8 protein-coding genes are annotated in these 12,486 nt (G+C 68.0%); 6 read left to right on the top strand and 2 right to left on the bottom strand.

Annotation, left to right across the window (positions count from 1 at the left end; all coding sequences use genetic code 11):
- Position 1: 1 nt before the first annotated feature.
- A complete protein-coding gene (locus SM753_RS11415; protein WP_323191695.1) occupies positions 2 to 418 on the bottom strand; it encodes a hypothetical protein in 417 nt (138 codons plus the stop codon).
- 83 nt (positions 419 to 501) lie between these two features.
- Here SM753_RS11415 and mutS point away from each other — a divergent pair, with 83 nt between their 5' ends.
- A complete protein-coding gene (gene mutS, locus SM753_RS11410; protein WP_323191694.1) occupies positions 502 to 3,198 on the top strand; it encodes a DNA mismatch repair protein MutS in 2,697 nt (898 codons plus the stop codon).
- Positions 3,199 to 3,294: 96 nt separating this feature from the next.
- On the opposite strand, the gene SM753_RS11405 is transcribed toward mutS, so the two are convergent.
- Complete coding sequence (locus tag SM753_RS11405; protein ID WP_323191693.1) at positions 3,295 to 4,800, bottom strand: hypothetical protein; 1,506 nt, start codon at positions 4,798 to 4,800, stop codon at positions 3,295 to 3,297.
- 239 nt (positions 4,801 to 5,039) lie between these two features.
- Here SM753_RS11405 and SM753_RS11400 point away from each other — a divergent pair, with 239 nt between their 5' ends.
- The 5 genes from SM753_RS11400 (at position 5,040) to SM753_RS11380 (ending at position 12,179) form a co-directional block, all read left to right on the top strand.
- Positions 5,040 to 6,188 (top strand): site-2 protease family protein, encoded by a 1,149-nt coding sequence (locus tag SM753_RS11400; protein ID WP_323191692.1) that lies wholly within the window; start codon positions 5,040 to 5,042, stop codon positions 6,186 to 6,188.
- Between the two features lie 88 nt (positions 6,189 to 6,276).
- The gene (gene mutL, locus SM753_RS11395) at positions 6,277 to 8,616 is read left to right on the top strand and encodes a DNA mismatch repair endonuclease MutL (protein WP_323191691.1); all 2,340 of its coding nucleotides are present in this window, start codon (positions 6,277 to 6,279) and stop codon (positions 8,614 to 8,616) included.
- Positions 8,617 to 8,780: 164 nt separating this feature from the next.
- Positions 8,781 to 9,734 carry a bifunctional 2-dehydro-3-deoxygluconokinase/2-dehydro-3-deoxygalactonokinase gene (kdgK1, locus tag SM753_RS11390; protein ID WP_323191690.1) on the top strand — a complete coding sequence of 318 codons (954 nt, stop codon included), beginning with the start codon at positions 8,781 to 8,783 and terminating at the stop codon, positions 9,732 to 9,734.
- A gap of 143 nt (positions 9,735 to 9,877) precedes the next feature.
- Entirely contained in the window at positions 9,878 to 11,278 is a 1,401-nt protein-coding gene (locus SM753_RS11385; protein WP_323191689.1) for an NAD(P)/FAD-dependent oxidoreductase, read from the top strand.
- Between the two features lie 133 nt (positions 11,279 to 11,411).
- A complete protein-coding gene (locus tag SM753_RS11380) occupies positions 11,412 to 12,179 on the top strand; it encodes a CbiX/SirB N-terminal domain-containing protein (protein ID WP_323191688.1) in 768 nt (255 codons plus the stop codon).
- Positions 12,180 to 12,486: the final 307 nt, after the last annotated feature.

Genomic DNA, 12,486 nt, shown 5'->3' with positions numbered 1-12,486 from the left:
GTTACTCGTTTTCCCGGTCGTCCGTGCGACGAGACGGGTCTTCGGCCTCCACCGACGGCGACTCGTCCGCTGACCCGCCGCCGCGGACCGACCGAACCTGTGCCAACGCGGACTCGACGGTCCATCCGGCCCAGCGGGCCTCGGCCCCGGTCCAGACGACCAGCGTGAGAGAGAGAACGGCGATACCGGCGAGTTCGGCGAATCCCACCCGGACGGGGAGCAGGGAAAACAGCGTCGAGGTGAAAGTGTCGGGGACGAACGCCTCCCACGCGCCGAGCAGGTCGACCCACCACTCGACGACCCCGACCTCGTCGCCCCGGTCCGTCGACCTGACAGCGTAGCTAAGCCCGACCGAAAGCAAAGCGACGAACACGACGGCGGCGAACCCCGCCCGGAGGAGTTCCCGTCTGGATACCACTGTGATGGTACTACCACGACGGGAGGGAAATATACTCTGCGGAACCCGGAGGGTTTTAGCCGCCGACGCTCCGAAGGGTGGATATGACAGAGGCGACGGGGATAGTCGGGGAATTCCTCGGACTGAAAGCGGAGACCGACGCGGACATCCTGACGATGCAGTGCGGGGACTTCTACGAGTTTTTCGCCGACGACGCGGAGACGGTCAGCGACGAACTCGACCTGAAGGTCTCGCAGAAATCCTCGCACGGGTCGTCGTATCCGATGGCTGGCGTCCCGGTCGACGACCTGACGCCGTATCTCAAGGCGCTCGTCGAACGCGGCTACCGCGTCGCCGTCGCCGACCAGTACGAGACAGAGTCCGGCCACGCCCGCGAGATAGAGCGCGTGGTCACGCCCGGCACCCTGCTGGAGACGACGTCCGCCGACGCGCAGTATCTCGCGGCTGTCGTCGCCGCGGACGACGGCTACGGCCTCGCGTTCGCCGACGTGACGACCGGCCGATTCCTCGTGACGGACGTCGGCGGCGAGGACGCCACCGGCCGCGCGCTGACTGAACTGTACCGCTTCGACCCCGCCGAAGTGCTGCCCGGACCCGACGTTCGCAACGACGACGAGTTCGTCTCCGCCGTCCGGGAGCGCGTCGACGCCGCGGTGACGCTGCACGACGCCGCCGTGTTCGAACCGGGACGGGCCCGCCACGCCACCCGCGAGCAGTTCGGCGACGAGACGTTAGACAGCGTCGGCGTCGACGACGACGGACCGGCGGTGCAGGCGGCGGGCGCCGTCCTCTCGTACGTCGAGGAGACCGGCACGGGCGTGCTAGCGTCGATGACCCGCCTCCAGCAGTACCACGGCGACGACCACGTGGAACTCGACGCGACCACCCAGCGCAACCTCGAACTCACGGAGACGATGCAGGGCGACCGCTCGGGGTCGCTGTTCGCCACGATCGACCACACCGTCACAAGCCCCGGCGGCCGCCTGCTGAAGGAGTGGCTCCAGCGGCCGCGTCGCTCCCTGGAGACGCTCGAACGGCGACAGGCCAGCGTCGCCGCGCTGACCCGCGGCGTGATGGCCCGCGAGGGGTTGCGGGAGACGCTCGGCACGGCCTACGACCTCGAACGGCTGGCGTCGAAAGCCAGTTCCGAGAGCGCCGATGCGACCGACCTCCTGCGGGTGCGCGACACGCTCGGCCTCCTGCCGGACCTGGTCGACGTCGTCCAGAACGACCCCGAACTCTCGGAGTCGCCGCTCTCCGATATCGTCACTCGCCCGGACCGCGCCACGGCGGCCGACCTCCGGAACACGCTGGACGAGGCGCTCGCCGAGGACCCGCCGTCGACCGTCAGGCAGGGCGGTCTGCTGACCACGGGGTACGACGAGGAACTGGACGAGGTGATCGAGCGCCACGAGCAACTCCAGGAGTGGTTCGATACGCTCGAAGGGCGCGTGAAATCGAAACACGGCCTCGCGCACGTCACGGTCGACCGGAACAAGACGGACGGCTACTACATTCAGGTCGGCAAGAGCGAGGCCGACCGGGCGCCCGACCACTACGAGAACGTCAAGACGCTGAAAAACTCCGAGCGGTTCGTCACGGCCGAACTGGAGGAGAAAGAGCGGGAGATCCTTCGTCTGGAGGAGCGACGCGGCGAACTGGAGTACGAACTGTTCCAGCGACTCCGCCGCGACGTCGCCGACCTCGCCGAGTTGCTCCAAGACGTCGGCCGCACCGTGGCGACGCTCGACACGCTTTCGAGTCTCGCAACCCACGCCGTCGAGAACGACTGGACGCGGCCGGCGCTCCGCCGCGACGGCGACCTCCGGATCGAACAGGGTCGCCACCCCGTCGTCGAGCAGACGACCGAGTTCGTCCCGAACGACGCCGCTCTCGACGGTGACCGGCGGTTCCTCGTCGTGACGGGACCGAACATGAGCGGGAAGTCGACGTACATGCGCCAGGTCGCGCTGATCACGCTGCTGGCGCAGGTCGGGAGCTTCGTCCCCGCCCGCGAGGCCGAGATCGGACTCGTCGACGGGATCTACACCCGCGTCGGCGCGCTTGACGAACTCGCGCAGGGGCGTTCGACGTTCATGGTGGAGATGCAGGAGTTGAGCAACATCCTCCACTCCGCCAGCGAGGACTCGCTGGTCATTCTGGACGAGGTGGGCCGGGGGACGGCGACGTACGACGGCATCTCCATCGCGTGGGCCGCGACCGAGTATCTACACAACCAGGTCAGAGCGAAGACCCTCTTCGCGACGCACTACCACGAGCTAACGGCGCTCGCCGACCACTTAGACCGCGTCGCAAACGTCCACGTCGCGGCCGACGAAACCGACGGCGACGTCACCTTCCTGCGAACCATCCGCGACGGCCCGACGGACCGGTCGTACGGCATCCACGTGGCGGACCTCGCCGGCGTTCCCGCCCCCGTCGTCGACCGCTCGCGGGACGTACTCGAACGCCTCCGCGAGGAGAAAGCCGTCGAGGCGAAAGGCGACGTGGGCGGCGGCGAACCGAAACAGGTCGTCTTCGACGTCGGCAGCGGCGAGATGAAACCGGCGACTGCGGACGGCGGGGCGGCGACCGGGGCGAGCGCGGACGGCGCGGACACAACCGATGCCACTGACGCCGGTGGTACGGCGGACACCGACGCGCTCGACCCGGAGACGGAAGCGGTTCTGGAGAACCTGACCGATATCGACGTGGACGAGACGCCGCCGGTCGAACTGATGGCGAAAGTCCAGAAGTGGCAGGAACGCCTGAGCGAGTAGAGACACCGCGGTATAAGGCGCTGAGAGTGGCGCGTCCGCGTTACTCCGCGGACAGTTCGGTATCGCTGTCACTCGGCGGACGGGACGGCATTGCTGTCACTCGGCGGCCGCGTCTCGGCTGACTTCGTAGTCTTCGCCCCGGAACCGGAACCGCCGCGTCGACTCGTCGGATCCAAAAACGGCGTTAGCGACATGTTCGTCAGTACGAACGACGACGCGGTCGACGTCTGCCGTCATGGCAGAGAGCGCATTCCGAAGGCCTCTACCGCGGGACAGGCCGCCACTGGAACCCATCACCTGTTCGGCGATCACCCGTTCCGTGGCCGAGACAGTCCGCGTTACCGCGAACGTCGCGTCCGGTGGATGTTCGCCGTCGCCGTATCGGTCGGTCGTAACCGTAGCGACGTCGCCGTTTTGCTCGGCGGTGGCGTCGTCGGTCGGCACCAGCGTCACCGGATCACCCGTCAGTTCGACCAGCGCGGCGCTCTCGTCGCCCGGGTGCCCGTAGCCGGCGACCACTGCGTACTCGCCGCCGCCGAGGTAGCCCCGGGTGAGCCCGCGACATTCGCAGTTCTCGTGACCGCAGGGGACGGACTTGCCGTTGAACGCTCGGAGCGACCACTGCTCGCGCCCGCCCGGCGGGAGGCTTCGACAGTCCGCGGTGTGGAAGGCAGGCCCGACGTGGAACCACCTGCCGTCGACGAGTTTGTAGAGGTTCCAGTGGCCACACCCTAGCTCTTCGTGGCTGTTGTTGACCATCTCGAAATCGATCCGTCCGTCGAGTTCGATCCGCTCGGCCGAGGGGCGGACGAACGCGGGCGTCGTGCTGTCTGCCTCGTGGAACCACTGAACAGTTCGGTCGTTGTCGAACGCGGGGACGGACCGCCCGGCGAACCGCGATTTGGCCTCCGGGCCGGGGGCGTCGGTGTTCCAGACGGTCACGCTGGCGGACTGGTCGTCGCCTCGGTACTCGTAGGTGCCCGTGGGCCGGCCCGACATCCCTCGCTCGCCGACGAGAACGTACTCCAGTTCGACGCGCTCACCGGGGTCCATACGGTAGGTTTCGGTCATCCAGGGACCGATATCCTCGACTCGCCAGTAGCCGTCGTCGGTACGAATGACTTCCGGCACCGTCTCCGCGAGGTCGTTGTTCTCAGTCGGCGCGAAGTGGAGGCGCGCCTCGTGGTCGTACCCCGCGGGCTGCCGCCCGTGCGTCCCGCCGACGACGGGGATCCATTCGATTCGGAACGTGTTCGCGAAGTCGTTTCCGTTCTCGAACCAACCGCGAAGCCTTGCCGGGTGGTCGGCGGTTGCTGTCCTATCGAACCACAGCGCGATGCGCGCTCTGTCGTCGGTGTGCATCGACGTCGGGCCGAACGCGTACGTTCGCGGCCCGGTCTCCAGTTCGACGACGCTCGCCCACCCCTCGGGCTGGGAGTGGTCGTCGGGCCGGGTGTCTGTCTCGCCATTATCCGTCGGTCGACCTGACGTCCGAGTCCCGTCGTTCGTCGGCACGCTGTCGCCGTTGCCCGTGGAGAGCGAACAGCCGGCCAGTCCGGACGTTCCGGCCGCAAGCGCTGTGAGGAAAGCACGTCTGTCCATAGTTTCCGTACCGAATTTGGATGTAAATCCTTTCGGAAGACACAAACGCCGGTTTCAGTAAACGGCCGGTCATTCCCTCCATCCGCCGTTCCTGTCACTGTCCCCACTCCCCGCACCGCGCGGTCAAGTGTGCCCAAACGGAACCGTCGGCGACGACGTCTCGACCGCGCCGGCGGACTCTGGGGCGAGTAACGCGTACTGGGCGGACGACTTATCCGCGTCTCGACCTTTCGATACGTATGCGCAACTTCACCGTCGCCCGGATCTGGGGGATCCCGATCCGGATCAACGTGTCGCTGCTCGTTTTTCTTCCCGTACTGGCGTGGCTCATCGGGAGCGGCGGGCAGATATCCGCCTACGAAGGAGTCATCGAGGGGCTAACCGGCGTCGAGTTCGACCCCGGAACGCTGGAAGCGGGAACGACACCGTGGATCATCGGCGTCGCGGCGGGCGTTGGCCTGTTCGCGAGCGTTCTCCTGCACGAACTCGGTCACTCGTGGGTGGCGATGCGGTACGGGCTGTCGATCGAGTCGATCACGCTGTGGATCCTCGGGGGCCTCGCCGCGCTGAGCGCCATCCCGCGCGAGTGGGACCGTGAGTTCTGGATCGCCATCGCCGGCCCGATCACGAGCGTCCTCGTCGCTGGGGTGAGCTACGTCGCCCTGCTCGCGACGCCGTCGTCGATACCGGTCGTCAGGTTCGTCTTCGGATGGCTGGCGATCACGAACGTCGCGCTCGCGGTGTTCAACATGCTTCCCGCCTTCCCGATGGACGGCGGCCGGATCCTCCGGGCGCTGTTGGCACGGAACCGGTCCTACGCCGGCGCGACGCGGATCGCGGGCCGAATCGGCGTCGTCTTCGCGGTGCTTTTCGCCGTCGTCGGCGTCATGGCGTTCGACGTGATCCTCCTGTTGCTCGCCTTCTTCATCTACGGTGCCGCCACGACCGAGTCCAGAACCGTCCTCATCGACGAACTCCTCGAAGGGCTGACCGTCGGCGACGTCGCGACACGCGACGCCGAGGCCGTCCCGGCCGACTCGTCCGTCGCGGAGCTAGTCAACCGTATGCTTCGAGACCGGCGGACCAGCTACCCGGTGCGCGTCGACGGGTCGGTCACGAGCGTCGTGACGCTCTCCGACCTCCGCTCCGTCTCCGAGGGCGACCGCGAGACGACCAGCGTACGGTCGGTCGCGCGTGAGGTCCCCCGCGTCGAATCGTCGACCGACGCGTTCGAGGCGCTCGCGACGTTCAACCGGGCCGACGGCGGGCGCGCGCTCGTCGAGGAAAACGGCGATGTCGTCGGCGTGCTGTCGCAGGAAGACTACTCGCGTGTCCTCGCCATGCGGCGCGATATCGGTGGGACGCTCCCGACGCGCGTCCCGCAGTGACCGCCGGCCGCTCCCGCACGTTCAAGTAGTCTCGGACGGAACCGCCGGCAATGACTCCCCGACCCGCGACTGCGGAGGTGTCTCCTCCGTGAGCGACGCGACCGAGGACTCCGACATCCGGAAGCTAGACGAGTCGACGGTCCAGCGCATCGCCGCCGGCGAGGTGGTCGAGCGACCGGCGAGCGTCGTAAAGGAACTGGTCGAGAACAGCCTGGACGCGGACGCCTCCCGCATCGACGTCACCGTCGAGAGCGGCGGCACCGAGCGGATCGCGGTCAGCGACGACGGCACGGGGATGACCGAAACCGACGTTCGGACCGCCGTCCGCGAACACACGACGAGCAAGATACGGGACGTGGAGGACCTGGAATCCGACCTGTCGACGCTCGGGTTCCGCGGCGAGGCGTTACACACCATCGGAGCCGTCTCGCGGGCGACGATCACGACGAAGGCTCGCGACGACGACGGCGCGGCGACGGAACTCCGGTTCGAGGGCGGCGAGGTGACAGCGGTCTCGCCCGCCGGCCGACCCGCCGGGACGACGGTCGAGGTGACAGACCTCTTCTACAACACCCCCGCGCGGAAGAAGTACCTGAAGACGGAGGCGACGGAGTTCGCACACGTCAACCGCGTCGTCACCCGATACGCGCTGGCGAACCCGGACGTGGCGGTGTCGCTTTCCCACGACGGCCGCGAGACGTTCTCGACGACCGGCCGGGGCGACCTCCGGGCCGCGCTGCTTTCGGTGTACGGCCGCGAAGTGGCGGAGTCGATGATCTCGGTCGACGCCTCGGCCGAGGACCTGCCGGCGGGGCCGCTCGACGAGGTGTCGGGGTACGTCAGCCACCCCGAAACCAACCGCTCCAGCAGGGAGTACGTCTCGTCGTTCGTCAACGGGCGGTACGTCACCGCGAGCGCGGTCCGCGAGGCCGTGATCGACGCCTACGGCGGTCAGCTCGCGTCGGACCGCTACCCGTTCGTCGTCCTCTTTCTGGACGTTCCCGCCGCCGACGTGGACGTCAACGTCCACCCGCGGAAGATGGAGGCCAGATTCGGCGACGAGGCCGGCCTCCGTCGACAGGTCGAGGCGGCCGTCGAGGGGGCGCTGCTCGACAACGGTCTCGTCCGCTCGAACGCGCCGCGCGGCCGGTCCGCACCGGACGAGGCGACCGTCAGCCCGGATTCGCCGTCGGACGGCCGAGCGCGGTCCGAGGCGGGCGTCGACGGGGGGTCGGACGGCGGTGCCGACGCGAACGGCGGAACCAGCGCGGACGGCGTCACGAGCCCGAACGCCGGCGAGACGGCGGCCGACGTTACGTCGTACGGGGGCGAGCGCGGCTCTGGCGACGTATCGGCGGCGGACGACGGCGGTGACGCGACAGCGGTGGAGGGTGGAAGCGTGACGGCGGAAACGGACGAAAGCTCTACGGACGCCGTAGAACTCGACGGACGTTCGCCCGGTGACGGTTGTACCGAGAGGGGAGCCGCGTCACCAGCACGGACTGCGGACCCTGACCCGGAGCGGTCGACCTCGGGGACGGCGGAGGTATCGGGAGCCGCGCACGCCCCGAAATCCGCGGAGACGCAGGAACCGACGGCCGAAGCCGACGGTGCCGCGGCGGACGGAGCGGTCCCGGAGGGTCCGGGGGTCGACTCGGCGGACGACGTGGCGACCGACGGGACGAACGCCGACGGAACCGAACGCGACTCCGCCGGCGCTGGGCGGGACGCGTCGTCGAAGTTCGGCGGCGGCACGAACCAGCGAACGCTCGCCGGCGAGTCCGTCGACCGGACCCGCGAGTACGAGAGCCTCCCGGCGATGCGGGTGCTAGGACAGTTCAGCGACACCTACGTCGTCGCGGAGACGGAGACCGGTCTGGCGCTCGTCGACCAGCACGCGGCGGACGAGCGGGTGAACTACGAGCGCCTCCGCGAAGCGTTCGCGGACGACACCACGGCTCAGTCGCTTGCCGAACCGGTCGAACTCGAACTGACGGCGGGCGAGGCGGCGCTGTTCGAGGAGTACACCGACGCGCTGGCGAGTCTTGGCTTCTACACGAACCGCGCGGGCGACCGCACCGTCGAGGTGACGACCGTGCCCGCCGTCTTCGACGAGACGCTCGACCCGGCGCGCGTCCGAGACGTGCTCGCGACGTTCGTCTCGACGGCGGACGAGGCGTCGGGGCGGGAGACGGTCGAGTCGCTGGCGGACGAGTTCATCGCGGACCTGGCCTGCTATCCCTCCGTCACCGGCAACACATCGCTCACGGAAGGCGCGGTGACGGAACTGCTGACGGCGCTCGACGGCTGCGAGAACCCCTACGCCTGCCCGCACGGCCGCCCCGTCGTGATCGAACTCGACGAGGACGACCTCGCGGAGCGGTTCGAGCGGGATTACCCCGGTCACGGCGGCCGCCGCGAGGCCTGACCGAGGCCGCCCGGGGAACGCAAACGCGTCCAGCGCCCCGGAACCGCTACGAAACACGAGCGATCGGGGGGACTTATACCAGTCCCGTCCGTTTGCGGGGGTATGAACCGGACGATCGACCGACGTGAATCGGCCGAGCGCCCTCCAGCGCCCGGAAAGAACACATGAGCGACCTCGTAACGTTCGGCGAGACTATGCTCCGCCTCTCACCGCCCGGAGACGAACGCCTGGAGACGGCGTCGGAACTGGAGTTCCGAGCGGCGGGGGCGGAGAGCAACGCCGCGGTTGCCGCCGAGCGTCTCGGAGCGGTCTCGACGTGGATGTCGAAGCTTCCCGACTCCCCGCTCGGTCGTCGCGTCAACAACGGCCTGCGTGGGTACGGAATCGACACCGATGTCGTCTGGTCGGACGAGGGCCGCCAGGGGACGTACTACCTCGAATCAGCCGGAGCGCCCCGCGGGACGAACGTCGTGTACGACCGAGCGAACGCCGCGGTGACGACGGCGAGCGCCGAGGAGTTCGACCTCGAAGCCATCCGAGACGCCCGCGCCTTCTTCACGAGCGGGATCACGCCGGCGCTGTCCGACACGCTCCGGGACACGACGGCGAACCTCCTTCAGGTCGCCAAGAAGGCCGGCACGACGACCGCATTCGACCTGAACTACCGCTCGAAGCTCTGGTCCCCCGGCGAGGCGCGCAAGACGGTGACGAAGCTCTTTCAACTGATAGACATACTCGCCATCCCCTTCCGCGACGCGGAGACGGTGCTCGGATACGAGGGTGACGCACCGGAACTCGCACACCACCTCGCCTCGAAGTACGACTTCCAGACGGTCGTCGTCACGCAGGGCGAACACGGCTCGCTCGCCTGGCACGACAACGTCGTCCACGACCAAGAGGTGTACGAGACCGACACCGTCGACGCCATCGGCACGGGCGACGCCTTCGTCGGCGCGTTCCTCGGCCGCCGCCTGACCGGCGACGACGTACCGCGTGCGCTCCAGTACGCCGCCGCCACCGCGTCGCTCAAGCGCACTATCCCCGGCGACGTCGCGACAGTGACTAAACGGGAAGTCGAGTCCGTCATCGGCGACAAACTCAATCAGATCTCGCGGTAGTCGGCGTTACGACCGCCGACCCTGTCAGCCTCAGTCCGGCCGGTATCGCCGCTTTCGTTCCGACACATTCGGGAGTTCGAGTCGTGCGCCCCTGACGCACAGTTCCCCGAACGGATAAGCGGCAGGGGGCCGCACGCTCTCCTATGCCACACGTCGCCATTATCGGCGCGTACGGGAGCGCCGGCGTCGCCGCCGCGGGCGAACTCGTAGACGAGTCGGACGTGGAACTGACGCTGATCGACGACGGGGAACCCGGTGGCGGCCTCTGCATTCTTCGAGGCTGTATGCCGTCGAAGGAGGTCATCTCGGCGGGCGCACACCGCTTTCAGGCCCGTCACGACCACCGCCTGACCGGGGACCTCCCCGAGGTCGACTTAGAGCGCGTCGTCGAGACGAAAGACGACCACGTACTCGGGTTCGCGGAGCACCGCCGCGAGGCTGTCCACGAGATGGCCGAGCGCGACGACGTGGAGTTCCTGCACGAGGCGGCGCGGTTCGTCGACGACCGGACTCTCGCGGTCGGCGACCGGACGATAGAGCCCGACTACGTGGTGATCGCGACGGGGTCGGCCGTGAACGCACCCGATATCGACGGGATCGACGACGTGGACTACGCGACGAGCGCGGACGTGCTGGACGCCACGGAGCTCCCGGAGTCGGGCGTCGTGATGGGGTTCGGCTACGTCGGGCTGGAGTTAGTGCCCTATCTCGCCGAAGCGGGCACCTCGCTCACCGTGATCGAACACGACGAACGCCCGCTGGACGAGGCGGACCCCGAGTACGGCGACGAACTCCTCGACCTCTACGAGGAGGAGTGGGACGTAGACGTGCTGACGGAGACGGACGAGGAACGGCTCGAACCGACCGACGACGGCGGCGTGCGTCTGCATCTCGACCGCGACGGGGACGACGAGGCGGTCGAGGCCGACGAACTGTTTCTCTTTACCGGCCGCCGGCCGAACATCGACGGCCTCGGCCTCGAAGAGACCGCGCTTGATCCGGGGGCGGGGTGGGTGCAGGACACGATGCAGGCCCGCGATGACGAGCGCGTGTTCGTCGTCGGCGACGTGAACGGGCACGAACCGATCCTCCACGTCGCGAAGGAACAGGGGTTCAAAGCGGCCGAGAATATCCTGTCGCACTGCCGCGAACAGACGCTTTCCTCGTACGAGAACGTCCACCACCACGTCATCTTCTCGGGCCTCGGCGTCTACCCCTTCGCCCGCGTGGGCCACTCGGTCGAGTCGGCCGAAGCGAAGGGGGTCGACCACGTCGCCGTGACGCGCGAGGCGAGCGACGACGGGGTGTTCAAGTCGAAGGACGTTCCAGAGGGACGTGCGACGCTCGTCGTCGACCCCGACGACGGGACGGTACTCGGCTATCAGGGACTGCACTACCACGCGGACGTCATGGCGAAGACGATGCAGGTCGCAGTCGAGATGGAACTGGACGTGCGCGACCTGCCGGACCGGGCCTACCACCCCACGACGCCGGAGATACTCGACGGCCTCTTTCGTGAGGCGAGCGACCGCGTCGAGGAGTGACGAGCGCCGGATCGCACGACGTGAAGGGGGTGCGATCGCCGAAACCTCCCGAGACGCAAGTTATTTAACCGATTCCATCGATCCGTTAGTCAACCTGAGTTGCGCTAAAGCAAACTCAATTGAACAAAGTACAATGACAGACGCGCTCCTTCTCATCGCCCGAGACACGACCCAAGCCCGCGACGTGGTCGGGACCCACGCTCGGCGACTCCGAGAGTCCGACATCGCCGACTCGGTCCGGACCGCCTACTACGAACACGACCCCGTTCACGAACTGGCCGACGAGTTCACCGACATCGAGGCCGAGACGGTGTACGCGTTGCCGGTAACGATCGCACACACCTACGAGACGACGGACGACATCCCGGCGGCGCTGTCGTACTGCCCCGGAGAGGTCCACTACTGCGAGCCGATCGGACGCAGTCCGGGCGTCACCGGAGCGATCTGCGACCGCGCCGCCACGCGTTCCCCCCGCGCGGACTCGCTCGTTCTGGTCGGGTTGGGTAACAGCGCGCTCCCGTACGGGCGACAGACCGTCGAACATCACGCCTCGCGTCTCAGGGATCGGGGCACCTACGACGAGGTGGAGACCTGCTATCTGCTGCAAAATCCCGCCGTGGAGTGTGTCCGGTACAACGTCACTGGCGACGACGCGGTTGCAGTGCCGCTGTTTCTCACCGGCGGGCGGGCGACCGAGGAGGAGATCCCGCGGAAACTGGAACTCGACCGCGGCGGCATCGCCTACGCCGACGTGCTCGGGACGCACGATGGCGTGACCGACGCGATGCGCGCGGCGGTCGACACGCAACGCGTCATGGCCGGCGGCTCGCACCCGTCGTCGTTCGAGGCGACGCTGGCGATGAACGCCCGGCCGATGGCGACCGACGGCCGCGGCGACTGATACTGTCGGACGTAACTGTTACAGATATTTCGCGGGAACGTCCCTGCGAAATTCTTCACTGACTTCCGTCCGTCAGTATGAGGAGCGGACGCTACGTCGCCGCGGCCCCGCCGAGGGACCGGAGCGCCCCTCGACGGCCGGAAGCACGCCTCACTCATCCGGAACGATCTCGACAGTCATGCCGCGGCGCAGGTCTTCCGCGCGGGAGGGTCCGTCAACATAGCCGGATCGTCGTCGCGACCGTCCAGTCCACCGGAAGCGTCCCGAGCGTACGGCGACGGACGCGAGGCCCCGGAATCGCTCGGAA

Source organism: Halostella sp. PRR32 (genome assembly GCF_034808085.1).
In the GTDB taxonomy this organism is placed as follows: Archaea; Halobacteriota; Halobacteria; order Halobacteriales; family Natronoarchaeaceae; genus Halostella; species Halostella pelagica.
This window is presented reverse-complemented; position numbering and strand designations above follow the sequence as displayed.

Coding starts and splice junctions, on each gene's coding strand:
- mutS (WP_323191694.1), top strand. CDS start 502: ATGACAGAGGCGACGGGGATAGTCGGGGAATTCCTCGGACTGAAAGCG.
- SM753_RS11400 (WP_323191692.1), top strand. CDS start 5,040: ATGCGCAACTTCACCGTCGCCCGGATCTGGGGGATCCCGATCCGGATC.
- kdgK1 (WP_323191690.1), top strand. CDS start 8,781: ATGAGCGACCTCGTAACGTTCGGCGAGACTATGCTCCGCCTCTCACCG.
- SM753_RS11405 (WP_323191693.1), bottom strand. CDS start 4,800: ATGGACAGACGTGCTTTCCTCACAGCGCTTGCGGCCGGAACGTCCGGA.
- SM753_RS11385 (WP_323191689.1), top strand. CDS start 9,878: ATGCCACACGTCGCCATTATCGGCGCGTACGGGAGCGCCGGCGTCGCC.
- SM753_RS11380 (WP_323191688.1), top strand. CDS start 11,412: ATGACAGACGCGCTCCTTCTCATCGCCCGAGACACGACCCAAGCCCGC.